Source organism: Rhizobium beringeri (assembly GCF_004306515.1).
In the GTDB taxonomy this organism is placed as follows: Bacteria; Pseudomonadota; Alphaproteobacteria; order Rhizobiales; family Rhizobiaceae; genus Rhizobium; species Rhizobium beringeri.
Genome location: NZ_SILG01000001.1, coordinates 2,010,463 through 2,030,069 on the forward strand (window position 1 = coordinate 2,010,463; position 19,607 = coordinate 2,030,069).

Below are 19,607 nucleotides of genomic sequence, written 5' to 3' on the forward strand. Positions count from 1 at the left end.
ATCCCCGCCCTAGCCGGTGTATTTGCCGGCGGCGACTTCGCGACCGCCGGGGCGGCTCTGAGCAAAACTCAACTATCTTTCAGCCCTCTGGCCAGCTTCTGTAATGCAGCAAAGGCCGAGTAGCGTTTGGCATGAATCTCTGCCAACGCGCCCACCGCCGGCCTATAAACATACGCGGGACTGCAGAGCCGTTTCATCGCCGAGACTACGTCCGGAAAGGCACCGCCTGCGACCGCTCCAAGGATAGCCGAACCAAGCAGAACCGGCTCTTCCGATACGGTCCCCACCACCGGCGTGCCACAGGCGTCGGCAAGTATCTGTCGGACCAGTTCATGCTGCCCCGCACCGCCGCTGATGACGACGTTTTCGATATGCGCACCGGACTGAGCTTGGGTCTCGATGATCTGTCGCAGACCGTAACCGATGCCACAGAGCCCTGCCACATACAGCGCCACGAGACTGTCGAAATCGCGTTCCATGCCAAGGCCTGCGATCACCGCTCGGGCATGCGGATCGGCAAAAGGTGCGCGATTGCCAAGAAATTCTGGAACGACATGCAGGCCAGTCGCCAGACGTACGGCCTCCGAAGTGGTGCCGGCTTTTTCAGCGGCGGCATTTGCGATCAGGACTGGCAGCGGCACACGTCGTTGTTCTGCCATCCCATGCGCTTCGACTGCGGCAGGATGAAACGCCAGCAGTTGATCGATCGCGGCACCGGCCGCGCTTTGTCCCCCTTCGTTGAGCCACATGCCAGGGACCATGGCTGAATAATACGGTCCCCAAACACCCGGCACGAAGACGGGCTCGATGGTCGAAGTCATGGTACAGGACGAGGTTCCGAAGACATAGGCAAGATTGGCACCCGGGCGGCCCCCGATACCAACGGTGCCGATGCCGCCAGCATGAGCGTCGATCATACCAGCAGCGACTGCAATTCCTGACTGCAATCCCATGGCCTTCGCGGCCTCCGCCGTCAGCCCCTGCCCTAGCGGCGTTCCTGGCTCGACGATGCGCGTGCCGATCCGGGCGAAGCCTTCGTCGGCAAGCGACCCGAGACCGATTTCTTGGAAATAGGTTGAGTCCCATCTTTGCTCGTGGGCAAGATAGGTCCATTTGCAGGTCACGGTGCAGGTGGAGCGCGCGAGGTCGCCGGTCGCCTTCCAGGTGAGGAAATCGGCGAGGTCGAAAAATTGCCACGCCGCATCGAAAGTTTCCGGACGATTCTCCTTTAGCCAAAGGATCTTCGGCGTCTCCATCTCGGGCGAAATCCGCCCGCCCACATATCGCAGGACATCGTGCCCCATATCGTTGATCCGTTCCGCTTGGGCGACAGCGCGGTGGTCCATCCAGACGATGATGTCGCGGTTGGGATTCTCCGACGAACCAATAGCCAGGGGGCGCCCGCCCTCGCCGAGCACGACCAGCGAGCACGTCGCATCAAAACCAAGACCAATGATCGCCGTCGTATCCACCCCGGCAGTCATGACCACCTCACGGACAACAGTACAGACGGCGTCCCAGATTTCAGTACTCGACTGCTCGACAATGGTGCCGGCTTCCCGGAAGAGGGAAATGTCGCGCTTGGCCACCGCCAGCAGCCGGCCCGCCAGATCAAAGAGCCCGGCACGCGCGCTTCCAGTGCCGACATCGACGCCGATGAGATAGCGTGAGGCGGGCGCTGTGGTGTTCGCTGCGTCGATCATGATGTTGGCTCTTGCATATCTTGGGATGTTGGGAAGGTGCCGTCGGCGTCGATCAGAGATCGACGCTGTTGGGCAGGATGACGAGGTCGCGGATGGTGACATTGCGAGGGCGAGACAGCATGAAGAGCACGGCATCCGCTACTTCCTTCGGCTGCATCAGACTGCCATTGGCTAGCGCTTCCTCCATCTTCGCCTTCGGCCAGTCGTCGAGCAGAGCGGTGACCACCGGACCAGGCAGAATGGCGCCCACGCGCACCCCATCCTTTGCGACCTGCCGGCGGGTCGAATGAACAAAAGCCTGAACCGCGAATTTCGACGCCGTGTAGATCGGCTCCCAGACAACCGGCACGACACCGGCAATCGAACTGGTGAACAGGATGTCGCCCGACTTTTGCGCGATCATGTACGGCAGCACTGCGTGGACAGAGCGGAAGGCGGCGTTGATATTGAGGTTGAGCATACGGTCCCAGGCATCCGGATCGCCTTCCGCGACCGGACCGCCAATATAGCCACCGGCATTGGCATGGAAGATGTCGAGACTGCCGGCGACCTCGAGAATGCGCGGCAGAATGCCGGACAATTCCTTACCGTCGAGCAGATCGACCACCAGCGGCTTGGCACGGTCTCCGAGTTCCGAGCACAGCGCTTCGAGCTTGTCCTTGGCCCGGTCGATCAGCACTACGGTTGCGCCTTCCGCCAGCAGGGTACGGGCGCATTCCAGACCGATGCCCGATGCGGCGCCGGTGATTGCGGCAACTTTGCCCTTCATGAGTTCAGCCATGAGATTTCCTCCAGTTTATTGTTAGGCACGGCCATGGCTGACACGCGAACGGCGCGCAAGCGAGTCGACGATGACAGCAATCGCCAGCACCGCGCCGGTGATCATGTAGCGCAGGGACGAACTGAGATTGAGCAGGGTAAGGCCGTTGGAGATCGCCTGGATGACAATGATGCCAAGCAGGGCCGAATAAGCGCTGCCACGGCCGCCAAACAGGCTCGTCCCGCCGATGACGGCTGCCGCGATCGCATTCAGATTGACATCACCGGTGCCGGCCTGCTGGCTGGATGATGCCAGGCGAGATGCCGAGAGGATGCCACCGAGGGCGCCCAAGGTCGAGCAGAGCATGAAGGCGCTCAGGTAGATGCGACGGACATTGATGCCCGAGCGGCGGGCCGCTTCACGGTTTCCGCCGACGGCGAACATCGACCGTCCCCACTGCGTCTTCGTCAGCGCATAGTTCAAGATGACGACCAGCGCGACGAACAGGCCGAACATCCACGGCACGCCGCGGCCGAGGTTCAGATAATAAACAGCGAATTCCAGAGCGACCGTTAGCACGGCCACCTTGACCAGGAGATTACTCAACGGTCGCGAGGAGAGATTGACCGATTGCCTGCGCTTGCGAATGGCAAAGCCGGCAATGACCATGACGAGACCCGGCACCAATGCCAGAATATGCGACATCCAATCCGGCATCACCAGGATCTGACCGAAGCGCACCAGGGGTGAGGCATAGGGAAGATTGATGCTTCCGGTCGCGCCAAGGATATAGAGCTGCAAACCGAGGAGTGCGAGTAGGCCTGCAAGCGTGGCAACGAAGCTCGGCATGCCCAGTCGGTTGTACATCAGGGCGTAGAGCGCGCCGACAAAAGCGCCGGTTGCGAGCGCCGCGAAAATCGCGACGATGACAGGCAGACCCGAGTTGACCCAGAGCACACCGATGATAGCCGATGACAGGCCGCTCATCGAACCGACAGACAGGTCGATCTCGCCCAACAGTAGGACGCAGACGATGCCGAGCGAGATGATGCCCACGGTCGCGCAATCGAACAGCAGATTCACGAGATTGTTCGGTGCCAGGAAGATCGGGTTGAGAATGCTGAAGACCGTTGAGATGACGATCAGCCCCACCGCCACCGGCAGCATGCCGAGATCGCCGGAGCGCACGCGATTAACGAAACTCCTGAGCATGCCGGCCAGGCCATCATCATGTTTGACCCTGATGTCGCCGCGGTCCAGGGCCTGATCCTTGTTTGACATATTCTCGCTCATACGATGCTCCCGCTGCTTTCGTTTTGGCCCACCTTACGATCCAGGCGGCGCGACACGGAGTTTTCCATGGCTCCGGTGATGGATGCGACGAGTTCCTGATTGGATGCGTCGGGGCTGAAGATGCCGTTGTTGCGCCCGAGGCGCAGGACAACGATGCGGTCAGCAACCGCACGCACATCTTCCATGTTGTGGCTGATGATGATGACGCCCAACCCGCGATCACGGACGCGTTCGATGAGGTTCAGCACCTCGGCTGTCTGCGCCACGCCGAGAGCCGCGGTGGGTTCGTCGAGCATGATAATTTTCGGGTCGAGAAGCAGGGATCGCGCGATGGCCACTGTCTGGCGCTGACCACCCGACAGAGAAGCAATGGGCTCTCGTACCGATGGAATGCGCGCCGCCAGCTCTTTCAAGAGCGTCCAGGCGCGGACCTCCATGGCGATTTCATCGAGATTCCACGGCGACAGTTCATGACCCAGGAAGAGATTGGCGACGACGTCGAGATTCTCGCAGAGGGCCAGATCCTGAAACACTGTGGCGATGCCGAGTTCAAGGGCGCGGCTTGGACTGTCGAGCGACACCTCCTGGCCACAGAACTCGATTTTTCCGGACGAGGGCTGGTGCACGCCTGCCAGAACCTTGATCAGGGTCGACTTGCCCGCGCCATTGTCTCCGACGAGAGCAACGACTTCACCGGCACGCACTTCCAGATCAATATCGGTCAGCGCCGACACCGCACCAAAATTCTTTGAGATATTGGTGAGCCGGAGAATGGGACTATCTTTCTCCGGGTTCGCCCTGTGTTCTTGCACCATGGTTTGACGCTCTTTTTAGGTTCGGGGTATCTCCGACCACGCCTTGGCGCGGCCGGAGATCTTGGGAGAACTATTACTTGGTAATGCCGAGCTTCTTGCAGCCTTCGGCGTATTCACCGGTGCAGACCTCTTCAGGAGTCTGGATCTTCTTGTCGAAGATTTCTGCCTTGATGTTGTCTGCCGTCACGACGGCCGGCACGAAGAGTTCGGACGGCGTGTCGTAAAGCGAGGTCTTCGCCTTCGGCTTTTCGCCCTTCAGAAGCTGTACCGCCACCTTGGCGGCAGCGGCAGCCACGATTTCCGACGGTTTGGAAATCGTGTTGTACTGGTCTCCGGAGATGATCAGCTGCAAGGCCGCGATCGTCGCGTCATTGCCGGTGATGGGCGGAACAGGGTTTACGCCTGCAGCCTTGAAGGCAGCGATCGCGCCGCCGCCCGTGCCGTCATTGGCGGCGACAACGCCCTTGATATCTGCGCCAAAGCGGGTAACCTGACCGGCGGCCCATTCCTGGGCCTTCGGCGGCGCCCACTCCGGCGTGTCGAATTCCGCAAGTGTCTTGTAGCCGGAATCCTTCAGGCCGCGATGGATACCGTCACGGATAAGACCAGCCGCCGCGTCGGTCGGAGAGCCATTGATCTGCAGTAGCCCGGCGCCCTCTGCAACGCCGCTTGCCTTGAGATGCTGAACCAGCGACTCGGCGATGGCATGGCCGATGCCTTCATTGTCGAAGGACACATAGAAATCCGCTGGCTTGGCAGGGATCGGACGGTCATAGGCAATGACCTTGACGTCCTGGGACTGTGCGATCTCGACGAGCGCAGCCGCAGCGGCCGAGTCGACCGGGTCGATCACGACAACCTTGGCGCCCTGGGCGATGACCGAATTGAACTGCTGCTGTTGAAGCGCCGTATCGGCATTGGCATTTTGGTAGATGACCGTGCATTTCGCGCACAGCTTCTCCATCTCCGCCTTGAACCCAGGATAGTCATGGTTCTCGTAGCGCGTCGACGCCTGGTCCGGCATCAGGAATGCGACCGTAGCGGCCTCCTGCGCATAGGCCGAACCGGCAAACATGGCGGCGGCAGCAACCGACACCATCATCATTGAACGGAATTTCATGTTTTCCTCCTTTTTGAATGCATAAACCCGTGCCGAGAGGCGCGTTCCGGTTTCATGCCCAAGCCTCTCCTCAAGCCTTGCTGCAAAAGCAGCAAAGCGTGCATATCACCGCCCCGCCAACCCAGGTCGACGTGGGTCATGATCGTGGATTTTCCCGGACACCTCCCGGTCGACTCTCCACAGCCAACCAACTTCATCGATTGAGCAACGGTGCTCAATCGATGAAGCAACAATTGCCACCTTCCTTCAATAATGTCAAGCTGCGCTCGAAGTGGAGATATCAGTGAATCAGGACAGGCCGACAAAAAAGACCACGATCTATGATCTGGCCGAGCTTGCGGGAACGTCGGCCAGTGCTGTCAGCGCCGTGCTGAACGGGAATTGGAAGAAGCGCAGAATCAGCAGCCAATTGGCGGAAAAGATCACCCGGCTAGCGGAGGAGCAGGGTTATGCCATCAACATGCAGGCCAGCCTGCTTCGACGAGAGAAGTCGAAAATCATCGGCATGATCGTGCCCAAATACGACAACCGCTATTTCGGATCAATTGTCGAGACCTTCGAAACCATGGCACGCGAGCGGGGTCTTTTCCCGATCATCACCTGTACACGCCGCGACCCTGAACTGGAGGTCGAAGCGGCCCGGACCATGCTTTCCTATCAGGTCGAATGGCTGGTCTCGACCGGCGCCACGGATCCCGACCGCATCAGTGATATCTGCGGGGCCGCGGGCGTCGGAAGCCTCAATCTCGATCTGCCCGGCACCAAAGCGCCTTCCATCATTTCCGACAATTTCACCGGCGCCCGAGAATTGACGCGGCGCATCCTCGTCAACAGCAAGCGCAAGCTGGGCGCGGCTCGCCCGCTTCTCTTCATCGGTGGCCGCGGCAGCGATCACAACACAGTGGAGCGCGTGCGCGGCTTTCGCGCGGCCCATGCCGATATCGGTGTAGCGATCGACGAGAGGCATATCCTGACCTGCGGATACGCTCCGGAAAAAGCCGAGATATCTCTTCAGGCGCTGGCCATGGCAGAGCGTGAACTGCCGAGCGGCATGTTCGTGAATTCCACCATTTCGCTCGAAGGCGTCATGCATTGGATCAAGCGCTCCGGCCACTATGTCAATCACTCGCCTGTCATAGGCTGCTTCGACTGGGACCCCTTCGCGGCACTGCTCGGCGACGAGATCGAGATGGTGCGGCAGGACGTTCAGGGCATGCTGAGCGCCGTATTCGAGGTCATCGACCATGGAGCCAAAGGCGCCTCGCTGATCGAGATCCCGCCTATCTTTGTGGATAGCAACTATGCCCTCATCAATGATCCAATGGCGTGAGAGGCATCGAGCCGTACCGGCGTCAGAGACGTAGTTCCGTCTTCTTTGTTTGGGGGCCTGACCGGCGGTATGAAGGTCCTTCGCGGGACGATGGATGAAGTGAATTCGGTGCAAGCATGGGTATGTCATGCGACGCGGGTGGGGATGATTGAGGCGCTGGAGGGATAGCGCCGTCCTTTTCTCCTTCTTTGGGTTCCATCCCTAATCCCCAAGCTGAAGGATGACCGCATTGTTGTCATTACTTCCAGAAGATGCCAGTCCGCTGTCCACCAAGCCTTGTCGTTTCCCGACGGCTCGATTATGCCGAACTGCCGCATGGCCAAAAACTCGCGTAAAGCCGCCGAACTCGGCCATGCAGCACAATCCGGCTTGCGGCATAATGGCCGCGTTCATGCGGAGACTGAATCACTGATGACGACGGCGGATTATATCGCTCTGGCCTTCTTTGCCTTTGTCTGGATGGGCTATTCCTGGCTGCTGCACGGCCGCACCTTCTTCGGACGCACCAGCCTGACCCATGCGATGACCGAACGGCGCCGGGAGTGGATCTATAATTCGCTGCGCCGCGACCTGAAGATGATCGACACGCAGATCATGGCCGGCCTGCAGAACGGCACCGCCTTCTTCGCTTCGACCTCGATCTTCGCGATCGGCAGCTGCTTTGCTTTGCTCGGCGCGACGGAGAAAGTCGACGCGGTCTTCGCTGACCTGCCCTTCGTCTTCCATGGCGGCCATGCCGTCTTCGAGATGAAGGTCGGCGGGCTGGCAGCGCTTTTCGGCTATGCCTTCTTCAAGTTCGGCTGGTCCTACCGGCTGTTCAACTATTGCACCATTCTCTTCGGCTCGATCCCGATGATGCGCGACAGCGAGCGCGACATCATCGCCGCCGAGCGGGCCGCCGAACGCGTCATCCGCATGAATGTCATTGCCGGCAGCAATTTCAACGAGGGCCTCAGGGCGATCTTCCTGTCGATCGGGTATCTCGGCTGGTTCATCAACCCTTATGTCTTCATGATGACGACGGCGATCGTCATCTTCGTGCTGGCACGGCGGCAATTCTTCTCGGAGGCGCGACTGGCGATCATGGATGCCGGCCCGCCATCAAATCTCCACCTTTCTGCTATTCGCCGCGATATGCCGTCGAGCGACGGACGTGATTTGCCCGAGGGACTTTGATGACATTGCCGGCAACGGAAACCGATGCGGCGGCAAGGCCACCGCGCATCGGTCTATTGGATACGGCGCGCGGCGTCGCGCTGATCGCCATGGCGAGCTACCATTTCAGCTGGGATATGGAGTTCATGGGCTATCTCGCGCCGGGCACGGCCGAGACCGGCTGGCTGAAGATCTATGCCCGGGCGATCGCCACGACCTTTCTCTTCATCGTCGGCATCAGCCTGGTGCTGTCGAGCAAGCCCGAGATTCGCTGGCCCTCCTTCTGGAAGCGCTTCGGCATGATCGCGGCGGCAGCCGCGGTGATCTCGATCGCCACGCGCATCGCGATGCCGGACGAGTGGATCTATTTCGGCATCCTGCATTGTATCGCGGTGCTCACCCTCATCGGCGTCGTTTTCTTGAGACTGCCGCACGCCTTCACCCTCATCGCCACGCTCGCGCTCTTTGCCGCCTGGATCACCGATAATTTCGGCCCACCCGGCCTACTGCGCTCATCCTTCTTCGATCCCCGATATCTCGCCTGGATCGGCCTTGCGGTGATGCCGGAACGGTCCAACGACTACGTGCCGCTGTTTCCCTGGGCAACGCCCTTCTTCGCTGGATTGAGTATCGCCTCGATCGCCATCAGAACCAGGCTGCTGCACCGGCTTGCCGCCATCGGCACCGGCTCCTGGTGGCCGGCAAGGCTTGGCCGCCACAGCCTTGCCTTTTACCTCATCCACCAGCCGGTGTTGATCGGTATCGCCTATGGGCTGTCCCTCGTCGTCCCACCGCAGGCGCCTGATCCGGTTGCGACTTACCTAAGGCAATGCAACGCCTCTTGCGTCATGCAGCAAGGCGAAGCGCTCTGCCGCAGCTTCTGCCAGTGCACGCTGGAGAAATTGCAGGCGCAAGCCCTGTTCACGCCGCTGCAGGCGGGCGCGATCGATATACAGAACGACGAGCGGGTCCAGACGATTGCCGCCGAATGCAGCGCCGAGGCTGAATGAATTCGCCGGCAATACGGCGTGTGATCAGGTGGTGACGCCGATTTCGGCGAGGCGGCCGAGGCAGGTCTCTTCGATAGCGTCGAGTTCCGCCAGCGTGTCGTCGATATCCTTGCGCTTCTGGCGCAGGTCGTCGCGCTTCTCGTCGACGCGCTTCATCAGGAGCTTCAGCTGGCCAAGTTCGCCCGGCGGCTCCTTGTAAACCTGAATGATCTCGCGGATTTCGGCGATGGTGAAACCGATGCGCCGGCCGCGGAGGATTTCGGCAATGAGCCGCCGGTCGGCTTGCCGGAACAGACGGGTGCGCCCGCGCCGCTCCGGATGGATCAGTCCCTCGTCCTCGTAGAAGCGGAGCGTGCGCGTCGAGACCCCGAATTCGCGCGTCAGCTCCGTTATGCTATAAAACTTGTTCACCGGCATGTGTTCCCCGTCGTCGGACAGACGATAATATTGACTTTTACGTAATAGTCAATTTTGGGCGGTTCAGATGCCGAACCACCAGGTGGCGATGCCGAGAAAGGCGAAGAAGCCGGTACAGTCCGTCACCGTCGTGACGAAGACGGAAGAGGCGATCGCCGGGTCTGCCCCCATCTTGTCGAGCAGCAGTGGCAAGAGGATGCCGGCAAGGGCTGCCGCTATCAGATTGATGATCATAGCCGCCGCAATCACCCCGCCGAGCTGGTAGTCGTGGAACCAGGTGCCGGCGATCGCGCCCATGATCGTCGCAAAGACGATGCCGTTCAGGATGCCGACGCCCGCCTCCCTGCGGATGATGCGGCCGGCATTGTAGATATCGAGATCGCGGGTGGCGAGCGCGCGCACCGTCACCGTCATCGTCTGCGTGCCGGCATTGCCGCCCATCGAGGCGACGATCGGCATCAGCACCGCAAGTGCGATCATCTTTTCGATCGAGGCGTCGAACAGGCCGATGACGCTTGCCGACAGCATCGCCGTGCCGAGGTTGATCAAAAGCCACAGGAAGCGCGAACGCACCGTCGAAAGCACATTGTCCGACAGCTCTTCATCACCGACGCCGCCGAGGCGCTTGATGTCCTCGTCCGCCTCCTCGTGGATGACGTCGACGACGTCGTCGATGGTCAGCACGCCGACCAGCCGGCCGTTCTCGTCGACGACGGCAGCCGACAGAAGGTCGTACTGCTCGAACAGCTGGGCCGCCTCCTCCTGGTCCATCTCGGCCGGAACCGGATGGTTGGTCTCGCGCATGATCTGCTCGATCTTCGTCTGCCGCTTGGTGCGCAGGATCTGATCGAGATCGACGGCGCCGAGCAGCTTGAAGGTCGGATCGATGACGAAGATCTGCGAGAAGGAATAGGGCAGATCCTCCTCGTCGCGCATGTAGTCGATCGTCTGGCCGACCGTCCAGAATGGCGGCACGGCGACGAATTCCGTCTGCATGCGGCGCCCGGCCGAGCTTTCGGGATAGTCGAGCGCCCGGCGCAGCCGCACCCGCTCGGTGAACGGCAGCTGGGCGAGGATTTCCTCCCGATCCTCCTTGTCGAGGTCCTCGAGAATGTAGACGGCATCGTCCGAATCGAGCTCGCCGATCGCGGCGGCGATCTGCGCATTCGGCATCTGGTCGACGATTTCGCGGCGGATCGCCTCGTCGACCTCGGTTAGCGCCGTCATGTCGAAATCGTCGCCGAGCAAGCGCACCAGCGCCAGGCGCTGATCCGGCTGGATGGATTCCAGCAGGTCGCCTATTTCGGATTCATGCAGGCGGGCAACGTTCTGGCGTAGGAACAGCGTGTCGCGGTCGGCGATCGCAGCACCGACGAGCGCCAGGAAATCGCTGCGGACATTGCCGTCCTCGTCGTAGATATCGGCTTCCTCGTCATCGGGACGCCTGCGAATGCGGTCTTCCCCATCGGTCGTCGTCATCTGCCGCCCTCGCATCTGGTTCGAATTTCAACGACTGCCGCGCCGCATTCATAAATGTCGGCCGAAAACACATTATCAACAAGCGGATAAGCGAATCCCGCGCGAGGCTCCCGCAGCCGGAATTCTTGGCCCCTGCTAGCCCAAAGCACCCGTGTCGTAAAGCGGCAAACCGTGCTTCATGATGACAATGCCCGCGGCCGGCGATAGTTTCCTCACCCGTCCAAGCAGAGGAAGCCTGCCCCATGCCCATCCGTCCAATTCTGCGCTATCCACATCCGGGCCTGAAGACTGTTTGCGCGCCGGTGACGGCCTTCGATTCCTCGCTCGCCGCGCTTGCCGACGACCTGCTGGCGACGATGCGCGCAGCGCCCGGCGTCGGCATCACCGCCGCCCACATCGGCGTCTTCACCCGTGTCACGGTGCTGGAGCTCGACAAGGCCGACGACGTGCGCCTCTACGTCAATCCTCATATCACCTGGTTTTCGAAGGAGACGATGAGCCATACTGAAGGCAGCGTCTCCATGCCCGGTGCGACCGATGAGGTCACGCGCCCGCGGGCCATCCGCTTCCGCTATCAGGATACTGAGGGCGCCGTGCACGAGGACGGTGTCGAAGATTTCCTCGCCATCTGCATCCAGCACGAAGTCGACCAGCTCGATGGCATTTTCTGGCTGCAGCGCCTCTCACGGCTGAAACGCGACCGTCTCGTGAAGAAATGGGAGAAGGCGCAGGGCTGACAATCGCGGCTGACAAATCGCCGTCCGCACCGAACCATTCGCCATTGCCGGCGTTTCCAGCAAAGAAACAAGGAGCGACTGCAATGACAAGGATCCGTGACAAGACCCCGATTTCCCGGGAAAAGCCTGAGCTTTCCCGGGAGGAAGATTATCGCGACCTCGAAGAGCGCAACCTCGATGACGGCTGGCCCTATGCCGACGGCAGCGGCGCCGACCCCGCCAACCGCCCTTATGGCGAGACCGCGGCCAATTTCGACAGCGATCCCAATAAGGGCTTCCGGGTCGATGGCACGGATGAGGACGGCAACGAGAATCGCCTGAAGGATTCGTTGCGCGCCGATACGATCGACCGTGATGAAAGCGACGACCTTGAAGCGCGGGTGAACGACAATCTCGAAAACATTCCTGAGGTCGACATCGACAGTATCGAGGTTCATGCGGATGGTCACGTCGTCACCCTGGAAGGGTCGGTGGAGACGATCGGCATCGCTCGCAAGGTCGAACTCGGCGCGCTTTCGGTCGATGGCGTCCGTCACGTCCGCAACAAACTGCAGCTCACCGGTGTCGATGCGCATATCCCGAACGAGGACTGACTTCACGCACAAGGCGCAGATCACTAACGGGAGACGGGCTGCCGCCTCCCCGTTAGTGACCCTTCACAACATTACCAAAAGTTAACAATTTACGATTGTAGCACCAGCTGTCCCATTCGTGAGATTAATTGCCCATTTTTGTTAGGCGGCTTCTGTAACGCGAACGTCAATTTCGTTGACAACACTGTGATTTCATTTGGACAAAAGGTCGCGGGTACGTCGCCATATTATCACAAAATTGCCTGAATTGGGGCGCGAACTCGTGTGTGCCGAGGGTTAGTTTATGTTGTGGAATTCAACAGCAGATTGAGGAGATAGACCCATGCGCATCAAATTTGCCCTTGCCGCGTCCCTGTTCGCCGTCAGCCTTGCAGGCGCTGCCTTCGCCCAGCCGACTTACTCCGACGACTACACCAACGACAGCGACGGCTTCGCGCCGAGCCCGACGTCGAAGCCGGCCCCGGTGCACTACAACAGCCGCAAGGCCCCGGCCTACTCCAGCGACTACACCAATGACAGCGACGGCTTCGCACCGAGCGCCATGGCCGCCCCTGCCGTCGACAAGACCGCAACGGCCAGCATCACGCAGCTGCCCCCCTGCCATAGCATGATCGGCCCGAAGGGCTCCCATACCAAGGGTGCCGACAGCGGCGCTTCCCGCACCGAAGCATGCCGCGCAACCCATTGATCCGATAAAAGACAGGGATCCGATAAAAGACAGGGATCCGATAAAAAAAGGGCCGGAAACGGCCCTTCTCTTTTTCAATGCATCAGACGCCCGGTTCAATGCATCTCTAGACGCCCCGCGAGCCGTTCCCCCAAAGGGTCAGGTTTCTCCCGTCGTTTCGCCAAAAACCGCTTCGAAGGCGGTGCGCAGCCGGATATCGACATCAGCCATCATCACAGGCAGGCCAAGATCGACGAGGCTGGTCACGCCATAGGCTGATATCCCGCAGGGCACGATGCCGCCGAAATGATCGAGATCGGGATCGACGTTGAGCGACAGTCCGTGGAAGGTCACCCATTTTCGCAGCCTTATGCCGAGGGCGGCGATCTTGTCCTCGGCCATCGTCCCATCGGCCAGCAATGGTTTTTCCGGCCGGCGCACCCAGACGCCGACGCGATCTTCACGTCGCTCGCCGCGGACATTCATCATGTCGAGCGTGCGGATGACGACATCTTCAAGGGCGGCGACGAAGGCGCGCACGTCCTGCCGCCGCCTTTTCAGGTCGAGCATGACATAGGCGACGCGCTGGCCGGGTCCATGATAGGTGTATTCACCGCCACGCCCTGTCGCAAAGACCGGAAACCGGTTCGGCTGGACGAGGTCCCTGGCATTGGCGCTGGTGCCGGCAGTATAGAGCGGCGGATGTTCGACGAGCCAGACGAGCTCATCGCCGCCATCTGATATCACCGCCACCTCGCGCTCCATCGTCTCCACCGCCTCCTCATAGGGAACGAGGCCATCGGCGATGCGCCAGCGTACCGGCCGGGTACCGAGTTGGGGAAGCATGGAGAATTCGAGATCGGTGCGAAGCATGGCCATTCCTTGCCGCTCTCCCCGAAATGCCTGTGAAAAGGGGGCGGCAGGACAGCTATATGGACCCGTTTCAGGGCCAATTCAAATGCTGTGAGCGGTTTTAAAAAAAACTGTCATATCGCCCTTGTGCACCCCAGATGCTTTTGCTACATGCTGCCCCGCCGACGCAAATCGGCACCTACCACGATGCGGTCGTGGCGGAATTGGTAGACGCGCAGCGTTGAGGTCGCTGTGGGGCAACCCGTGGAAGTTCGAGTCTTCTCGACCGCACCATCTCCCTTCAGGGAAACGCTCTCTAAGCGACGATTTCGATTTTACCTCGACGCTATTGGCGGCTGCTTGGCTTGATCGCCTGGCCTGCCCATGGTTGATGGCGTCATCCTTGCAAGAATCGGCAGCCATGTCAGAGCCCCATCAAAATTCCCTGCAGGGCATGGCCATCATGTCGGGCGCCATGCTCATCCTGCCGATCATGGATGCGATCGCCAAATACATGGCGACCTTCGAGGCGATGTCGCCGGGTCAGGTGACCTTCTACCGATTCTTCTTCCAGATCGCCTGCACTCTGCCGATTCTTTTCGCCCTTTTCGGGCTGAAGGCGCTCTCGGCCCAACGGCCGTGGATGAACCTGCTGCGCGGTGTGCTGCATGGTGCTGCGAGCCTGCTTTTCTTCGTCGCCGTCAAATACATGCCGCTCGCCGATGTCTTCGCCATCTATTTCGTCGAGCCCTTCATGCTGACCGCCCTATCGGCGCTGTTTCTCGGAGAGAAGGTCGGCTGGCGGCGCTGGATGGCGATCGTCGTCGGTTTCGGCGGCGCGATGATCGTCATTCAGCCGAGCTACGAAATCTTCGGCCTGAAGGCGCTGCTGCCGGTCGCCTGCGCCTTTCTGTTCTCGCTCTATCTCTTCCTCAACCGCGCCATCGGCGAGGCCGATTCGCCGCTGACCATGCAGACGATGGCCGGCATCGGCGGAACGGTCTTCATGGCGGCCGCCCTTCTCGTGGGCAGCGGTTCCGGCAATGCCGATTTTGCTGTCTCCCTGCCCTCCTCCGGTCTCGGCCTTGTCCTGCTTCTCGCCCTCGGCACGATCTCGGGTTATGCGCATATGCTCGTGGTCCGGGCTTTTCGTCTCGCGCCCTTGTCGCTGCTTGCGCCGTTCCAGTACTTCGAGATCATCTCGGCGACCGTTCTCGGCTATGCGTTGTTCAACGATTTCCCGAGCTTTCCCAAATGGATCGGCATCTTCATCATCGTTGCATCAGGCCTCTTCATCATCTGGCGCGAGCGGCTGCAGGCACAATCGTTAAAATCTTCCTGACCTCGGGAATATCGGGTTAACTCCTCTTCTTGAGGGATCGTCAATTCGCAGGCGCTAAAACTGTCTCCGGTTTCATGATGAAGCCTGGAGTTAAAACATGAGCGAATTTCGCCTCGCTTTTCCGGCCTGTGTCGTGGCCGGCAAGCATCGGCTGACGGCCGAAGATATAGTACTGCTGCGCAAACATAGTTTTCCGGAGGGTATCCGGACATCCGACGACGTCGTGGCGATGTTGGCGCTCAACAATTCCTGCCCTGAAAAATGTGCCGACTGGAACGCTTTCTTCGTGGAGCAGCTCGCCGGTTTCATCGTCCATTACACCTATCCACAGGGCTCGCTGGATGAAATCAACGTCGCCTGGATCATGCGCATGTTCACGACCGATGGTGTCGTCAACTCGGCGCTCGAGCTCGAGCTCATTCTCCACGTCATGGAGATTTCGGCCGATGTCCCAGTTGAGTTGAGAGCGCTCGCCCTCGATCAGCTTCGCCTGGCGATCACCGACAATATCGGTGGCTACAAGCTGTCGCGCGCCATCGATCGCCGGGGCATCAGCCGCCAGGACGTCGACTACGCGATGCGCATCTTCAGAAGCGTCGCCGAAGGCGGCATCATCCCCGTCTCATCTGTCGAATACGGCGTTCTCCAGCAGATCGAGCAGGCAACGCTGTCCGGCGCCAATCATCCGCACTGGGCGGGGATCATGGCTGCCGTCGAGTTGCGCGCTTATGCCGAGCCGCGTCGCAGCCGCTGGCTGCGTATCGTCGACGAGGAACCCGTCTCGGAAGCTGCCGTCGCCTGACGCTCCGCAAGCCTGATTGTGCGTTCCGGTGTTTTGTGCGTAAAACTCCGGAATGCATTTCTGGGTGGAGTCTCGATGTTCAAGAAAATCCTGATCGCGAATCGCGGCGAAATCGCCTGCCGCGTGATCAAGACTGCGCGCCGCATGGGAATTCTGACCGTCGCGGTCTATTCGGATGCGGATCGGGACGCGCTGCATGTCGAGATGGCCGACGAGGCCGTGCATATCGGCCCGGCCGCGGCGTCCGAGAGTTATCTGGTTGCCGAAAAGATCATCGCCGCCTGCAAGGCTACCGGTGCCGAGGCCGTCCACCCCGGTTACGGCTTTCTCTCCGAACGCGCCTCCTTCTGCGCTGACCTGGAAAAACAGGGCATCGTCTTCATCGGCCCGAAGCCGAAGGCCATCATGGCGATGGGCGACAAGATCGAATCGAAGAAATTCGCCAATGCCGCCGGTGTCTCCACAGTGCCCGGCCATCTCGGCATCATCGAGGATGCAGCCCATGCGGAGGTGATCGCTGGCGGGATCGGTTATCCCGTCATGATCAAGGCGTCGGCCGGCGGCGGCGGCAAGGGCATGCGCATCGCCTGGAACAAGGCTGATGTGCGCGACGGCTTCGAGCGCGCCCGCTCGGAGGCAAAAAGCTCCTTCGGCGACGACCGCGTCTTCATCGAGAAGTTCATCGTCGAACCCCGCCATATCGAGATCCAGGTCCTGGCCGATGCGCATGGAAACGTCGTCTATCTCGGCGAGCGCGAATGCTCGATCCAGCGGCGGAACCAGAAAGTGGCGGAAGAGGCGCCCTCGCCCTTCCTCGATGAGGCCACCCGCAAGGCCATGGGCGAACAATCGGTGGCGCTGGCGAAAGCCGTCGATTACCAGAGCGCCGGCACCGTCGAATTCATCGTCGACCGCGACCGCAATTTCTATTTCCTGGAAATGAACACCCGCCTGCAGGTCGAGCATCCCGTGACCGAACTCGTCACCGGCATCGATCTCGTCGAGCAAATGATCCGGGTCGCAGCGGGAGAGCCCCTACCCTTTGCCCAGAAGGACATCGGGCTCGACGGCTGGGCGATCGAGAGCCGGCTCTATGCCGAAGATCCCTACCGCAACTTCCTGCCCTCGATCGGCCGCCTGACGCGCTACCGCCCGCCGGCGGAAGGCAGGACCGGCAATGTCGTCATCCGCAACGATACCGGCGTCTTCGAGGGTGCCGAGATCTCGATGTACTACGATCCGATGATCGCCAAGCTCTGCACCTGGGCGCCGACGCGGCTCGAGGCGATCGACGCCATGGGCCGGGCGCTCGACGGCTTCGTCGTCGATGGTATCGAGCACAATGTGCCTTTCCTGTCGGCGCTGATGAAACATCCGCGCTGGCGCGAGGGCCGGCTTTCCACAGGCTTCATCGCCGAGGAATATCCCGATGGTTTTGCGCCGATGAAACCGGATCCGGCGGAAGAAGCCGTGCTTGCCGGCATTGCCCTCTCCGCCTCGCTGATCGAGGCGAACCGCCGCGAACGTTTCGCCGATCGTCTGCGCGCCGCATCGGGCGCGCTACGCGAACACTGGGTGGTCAAGATCGGCGACAACCACGTCGCTGCAAGATTGCTCGACGGCCTCGTCACCATCCCCTTCGATATGGACATCGCGATCGAGGGGGCGATAGAGGGCGAGAGCAAGAGCGTTGTCACCGATTGGAGACCGGGTGATCCTGTCTGGAGCGGCAAGGTCGGCGGTCGCGACATCACCGCGCAGATTCGCCCCGTTTTGAACGGGTTGCGTATCGACTGGCAGGGGCTTTCGGTGATTACCAAGGTCTTCTCGCCGCGTCATGCCGAACTCGACAGACTGATGCCGGTGAAACTGCCGCCCGATACCTCCAAGCTCCTGCTCTGCCCGATGCCCGGCCTCGTCGTCGCCATCGCGGTTGCCGAGGGCCAGGAGGTCAAGGCCGGTGAGACGCTTGCGATCGTCGAAGCGATGAAGATGGAAAACGTACTGCGCGCCGACCGCGATCTCGTCGTCTCGAAGATCAATGCCGCAGCCGGCGAAAGCCTGGCCGTCGATGCCGTGATCATGGAATTCGCCTGAGAGGAAAAGACCGGGCGACCGGCCATTTTCGCTTGAGCCGAGTTCGCCGACCATGCCAAGCTCAGCCCGATAAATCAGCTGGGAACCAACAAAATCGACAGGGAGATGTGAAGATGGACGTTCGCGCCGCCGTTGCCGTTCAGGCAGGAAAACCGCTGGAAGTGATGACCGTGCAGCTGGAGGGGCCGCGGGCCGGCGAAGTGCTGGTCGAGGTCAAGGCGACGGGCATCTGCCATACCGACGATTTCACCCTGTCGGGCGCCGATCCGGAAGGTCTCTTCCCTGCTATCCTCGGCCATGAGGGCGCCGGCATCGTCGTCGATGTCGGCCCCGGCGTCACCTCGGTGAAGAAGGGCGACCATGTCATTCCGCTCTACACCCCGGAATGCCGCGAGTGCTATTCCTGCCTTTCCCGCAAGACCAATCTCTGCACTTCGATCCGCGCCACCCAGGGCCAGGGGCTGATGCCGGATGGAACGAGCCGCTTCTCGATCGGCAAGGACAAGATCCACCATTATATGGGGTGCTCGACCTTTTCGAACTTCACCGTGCTGCCGGAGATCGCCCTTGCCAAGGTCAATCCCGACGCGCCGTTCGACAAGATCTGCTACATCGGCTGCGGCGTCACCACCGGCATCGGTGCGGTCATCAACACTGCCAAGGTGGAGATCGGCGCCACGGCAATCGTCTTCGGTCTCGGCGGCATCGGTCTCAACGTGCTTCAGGGTCTGAAGCTTGCCGGTGCCGACATGATCATCGGCGTCGATATCAACAATGATCGCAAGGCCTGGGGCGAAAAGTTCGGCATGACGCATTTCGTCAATCCGAAGGAGGTAGGTGACGACATCGTGCCTTACCTCGTCAACCTGACCAAACGCAACGGCGACCTGATCGGCGGCGCCGACTACACCTTCGACTGCACCGGCAACACCAAGGTGATGCGCCAGGCACTGGAAGCCTCGCATCGCGGCTGGGGCAAGTCGGTTATCATCGGCGTTGCCGGCGCCGGCCAGGAAATCTCCACGCGTCCGTTCCAGCTGGTCACCGGCCGCAACTGGATGGGTACGGCCTTCGGCGGCGCGCGCGGCCGCACCGATGTGCCGAAGATCGTCGAATGGTACATGCAAGGCAAGATCCAGATCGATCCGATGATCACCCACACCATGCCGCTAGAAGACATCAACAAGGGCTTCGAGCTGATGCATTCGGGCAAGAGCATCCGCGGCGTGGTGGTGTACTGATGCATGTCGCCCAAAAGTGCGCAGCGGTTTTGGGATAACGGCATGCATAAATCAAAGACTTAAAGCGCATCGCATGAATCCAGATTGATGCGATGCGCTTTAACCCATGACAATAAGACTGCGGGCTTGAAGTAAAACTGCTCGCTACCCCAAAAATAACGGGCCGGATCTGCAAAGGGCTTCACCAAGTATGA

The 19,607-nt window shown here is 60.5% G+C and carries 18 protein-coding genes and 1 tRNA gene; 11 read left to right on the plus strand and 8 right to left on the minus strand.

Features of this window, described 5'->3' with window-relative positions; translation table 11 throughout:
• Positions 1 to 68: 68 nt before the first annotated feature.
• The 5 genes from ELH03_RS10215 to ELH03_RS10235 form a co-directional block, all read right to left on the minus strand.
• A complete protein-coding gene (locus ELH03_RS10215) occupies positions 69 to 1,703 on the minus strand; it encodes an FGGY-family carbohydrate kinase (protein WP_128410012.1) in 1,635 nt (544 codons plus the stop codon).
• 52 nt (positions 1,704 to 1,755) lie between these two features.
• Complete coding sequence (locus ELH03_RS10220) at positions 1,756 to 2,484, minus strand: SDR family oxidoreductase (RefSeq protein WP_027667473.1); 729 nt, start codon at positions 2,482 to 2,484, stop codon at positions 1,756 to 1,758.
• A 21-nt stretch (positions 2,485 to 2,505) separates the two neighbouring features.
• Entirely contained in the window at positions 2,506 to 3,756 is a 1,251-nt protein-coding gene (locus ELH03_RS10225) for a sugar ABC transporter permease (RefSeq protein ID WP_164902143.1), read from the minus strand.
• Entirely contained in the window at positions 3,753 to 4,571 is an 819-nt protein-coding gene (locus ELH03_RS10230; protein ID WP_128404123.1) for an ATP-binding cassette domain-containing protein, read from the minus strand. The genes ELH03_RS10225 and ELH03_RS10230 overlap by 4 nt, the downstream gene beginning before the upstream one ends.
• A 73-nt stretch (positions 4,572 to 4,644) precedes the next feature.
• A complete protein-coding gene (locus ELH03_RS10235; RefSeq protein WP_128404122.1) occupies positions 4,645 to 5,691 on the minus strand; it encodes an ABC transporter substrate-binding protein in 1,047 nt (348 codons plus the stop codon).
• A 283-nt stretch (positions 5,692 to 5,974) separates the two neighbouring features.
• On the opposite strand from ELH03_RS10235, the gene ELH03_RS10240 reads away from it, so the two are divergent.
• The 3 genes from ELH03_RS10240 (at position 5,975) to ELH03_RS10255 (ending at position 9,186) form a co-directional block, all read left to right on the plus strand.
• Positions 5,975 to 7,021, plus strand: a complete 1,047-nt coding sequence (locus tag ELH03_RS10240; RefSeq protein WP_128404121.1) for a LacI family DNA-binding transcriptional regulator — start codon at positions 5,975 to 5,977, stop codon at positions 7,019 to 7,021.
• 411 nt (positions 7,022 to 7,432) lie between these two features.
• Positions 7,433 to 8,197 (plus strand): DUF599 domain-containing protein, encoded by a 765-nt coding sequence (locus ELH03_RS10250; protein ID WP_128404139.1) that lies wholly within the window; start codon positions 7,433 to 7,435, stop codon positions 8,195 to 8,197.
• Positions 8,197 to 9,186 (plus strand): heparan-alpha-glucosaminide N-acetyltransferase, encoded by a 990-nt coding sequence (locus ELH03_RS10255; protein ID WP_130658908.1) that lies wholly within the window; start codon positions 8,197 to 8,199, stop codon positions 9,184 to 9,186. Before ELH03_RS10250 ends, ELH03_RS10255 begins: the two co-directional genes overlap by 1 nt.
• Before the next feature lie 24 nt (positions 9,187 to 9,210).
• On the opposite strand, the gene ELH03_RS10260 is transcribed toward ELH03_RS10255, so the two are convergent.
• Both ELH03_RS10260 and mgtE read right to left on the minus strand, forming a co-directional pair.
• Positions 9,211 to 9,603 carry a MerR family transcriptional regulator gene (locus ELH03_RS10260; RefSeq protein WP_018242133.1) on the minus strand — a complete coding sequence of 131 codons (393 nt, stop codon included), beginning with the start codon at positions 9,601 to 9,603 and terminating at the stop codon, positions 9,211 to 9,213.
• A gap of 63 nt (positions 9,604 to 9,666) precedes the next feature.
• Positions 9,667 to 11,082, minus strand: a complete 1,416-nt coding sequence (mgtE, locus tag ELH03_RS10265) for a magnesium transporter (protein ID WP_128410009.1) — start codon at positions 11,080 to 11,082, stop codon at positions 9,667 to 9,669.
• Between the two features lie 242 nt (positions 11,083 to 11,324).
• On the opposite strand from mgtE, the gene ELH03_RS10270 reads away from it, so the two are divergent.
• The 3 genes from ELH03_RS10270 to ELH03_RS10280 all read left to right on the plus strand — a co-directional run bounded on the left by ELH03_RS10270 (position 11,325) and on the right by ELH03_RS10280 (position 13,100).
• Positions 11,325 to 11,819 (plus strand): peptide deformylase, encoded by a 495-nt coding sequence (locus ELH03_RS10270; protein ID WP_130658909.1) that lies wholly within the window; start codon positions 11,325 to 11,327, stop codon positions 11,817 to 11,819.
• 83 nt (positions 11,820 to 11,902) lie between these two features.
• A complete protein-coding gene (locus tag ELH03_RS10275) occupies positions 11,903 to 12,412 on the plus strand; it encodes a BON domain-containing protein (RefSeq protein ID WP_128404116.1) in 510 nt (169 codons plus the stop codon).
• A 322-nt stretch (positions 12,413 to 12,734) separates the two neighbouring features.
• On the plus strand, positions 12,735 to 13,100 hold the full coding sequence (locus ELH03_RS10280) for a hypothetical protein (protein WP_128410007.1): 366 nt from the start codon (positions 12,735 to 12,737) through the stop codon (positions 13,098 to 13,100).
• Positions 13,101 to 13,238: 138 nt separating this feature from the next.
• Here ELH03_RS10280 and lipB read toward each other — a convergent pair whose 3' ends face one another.
• Complete coding sequence (gene lipB / locus ELH03_RS10285; RefSeq protein ID WP_128410006.1) at positions 13,239 to 13,958, minus strand: lipoyl(octanoyl) transferase LipB; 720 nt, start codon at positions 13,956 to 13,958, stop codon at positions 13,239 to 13,241.
• Between the two features lie 182 nt (positions 13,959 to 14,140).
• On the opposite strand from lipB, the gene ELH03_RS10290 reads away from it, so the two are divergent.
• The 5 genes from ELH03_RS10290 to ELH03_RS10310 all read left to right on the plus strand — a co-directional run bounded on the left by ELH03_RS10290 (position 14,141) and on the right by ELH03_RS10310 (position 19,413).
• Positions 14,141 to 14,225 (plus strand) — tRNA-Leu (locus ELH03_RS10290).
• A gap of 97 nt (positions 14,226 to 14,322) precedes the next feature.
• Complete coding sequence (locus ELH03_RS10295; RefSeq protein ID WP_197729760.1) at positions 14,323 to 15,273, plus strand: DMT family transporter; 951 nt, start codon at positions 14,323 to 14,325, stop codon at positions 15,271 to 15,273.
• A gap of 97 nt (positions 15,274 to 15,370) precedes the next feature.
• The gene (locus tag ELH03_RS10300) at positions 15,371 to 16,075 is read left to right on the plus strand and encodes a hypothetical protein (RefSeq protein ID WP_128410004.1); all 705 of its coding nucleotides are present in this window, start codon (positions 15,371 to 15,373) and stop codon (positions 16,073 to 16,075) included.
• Positions 16,076 to 16,150: 75 nt separating this feature from the next.
• Complete coding sequence (locus ELH03_RS10305) at positions 16,151 to 18,172, plus strand: acetyl-CoA carboxylase biotin carboxylase subunit (protein WP_128410003.1); 2,022 nt, start codon at positions 16,151 to 16,153, stop codon at positions 18,170 to 18,172.
• A gap of 113 nt (positions 18,173 to 18,285) precedes the next feature.
• Positions 18,286 to 19,413 carry an S-(hydroxymethyl)glutathione dehydrogenase/class III alcohol dehydrogenase gene (locus tag ELH03_RS10310; protein WP_018480245.1) on the plus strand — a complete coding sequence of 376 codons (1,128 nt, stop codon included), beginning with the start codon at positions 18,286 to 18,288 and terminating at the stop codon, positions 19,411 to 19,413.
• The last annotated feature ends 194 nt before the right edge of the window (positions 19,414 to 19,607 follow it).

Bases quoted from the DNA above. Each gene is read 5' to 3' on its own strand.
- ELH03_RS10215 (WP_128410012.1), bottom strand. From the start codon at position 1,703: ATGATCGACGCAGCGAACACCACAGCGCCCGCCTCACGCTATCTCATC.
- ELH03_RS10220 (WP_027667473.1), bottom strand. From the start codon at position 2,484: ATGGCTGAACTCATGAAGGGCAAAGTTGCCGCAATCACCGGCGCCGCA.
- ELH03_RS10225 (WP_164902143.1), bottom strand. From the start codon at position 3,756: ATGAGCGAGAATATGTCAAACAAGGATCAGGCCCTGGACCGCGGCGAC.
- ELH03_RS10230 (WP_128404123.1), bottom strand. From the start codon at position 4,571: ATGGTGCAAGAACACAGGGCGAACCCGGAGAAAGATAGTCCCATTCTC.
- ELH03_RS10235 (WP_128404122.1), bottom strand. From the start codon at position 5,691: ATGAAATTCCGTTCAATGATGATGGTGTCGGTTGCTGCCGCCGCCATG.
- ELH03_RS10250 (WP_128404139.1), top strand. From the start codon at position 7,433: ATGACGACGGCGGATTATATCGCTCTGGCCTTCTTTGCCTTTGTCTGG.
- ELH03_RS10255 (WP_130658908.1), top strand. From the start codon at position 8,197: ATGACATTGCCGGCAACGGAAACCGATGCGGCGGCAAGGCCACCGCGC.
- ELH03_RS10260 (WP_018242133.1), bottom strand. From the start codon at position 9,603: ATGCCGGTGAACAAGTTTTATAGCATAACGGAGCTGACGCGCGAATTC.
- mgtE (WP_128410009.1), bottom strand. From the start codon at position 11,082: ATGACGACGACCGATGGGGAAGACCGCATTCGCAGGCGTCCCGATGAC.
- ELH03_RS10270 (WP_130658909.1), top strand. From the start codon at position 11,325: ATGCCCATCCGTCCAATTCTGCGCTATCCACATCCGGGCCTGAAGACT.
- ELH03_RS10275 (WP_128404116.1), top strand. From the start codon at position 11,903: ATGACAAGGATCCGTGACAAGACCCCGATTTCCCGGGAAAAGCCTGAG.
- ELH03_RS10280 (WP_128410007.1), top strand. From the start codon at position 12,735: ATGCGCATCAAATTTGCCCTTGCCGCGTCCCTGTTCGCCGTCAGCCTT.
- lipB (WP_128410006.1), bottom strand. From the start codon at position 13,958: ATGGCCATGCTTCGCACCGATCTCGAATTCTCCATGCTTCCCCAACTC.
- ELH03_RS10295 (WP_197729760.1), top strand. From the start codon at position 14,323: ATGGCGTCATCCTTGCAAGAATCGGCAGCCATGTCAGAGCCCCATCAA.
- ELH03_RS10300 (WP_128410004.1), top strand. From the start codon at position 15,371: ATGAGCGAATTTCGCCTCGCTTTTCCGGCCTGTGTCGTGGCCGGCAAG.
- ELH03_RS10305 (WP_128410003.1), top strand. From the start codon at position 16,151: ATGTTCAAGAAAATCCTGATCGCGAATCGCGGCGAAATCGCCTGCCGC.
- ELH03_RS10310 (WP_018480245.1), top strand. From the start codon at position 18,286: ATGGACGTTCGCGCCGCCGTTGCCGTTCAGGCAGGAAAACCGCTGGAA.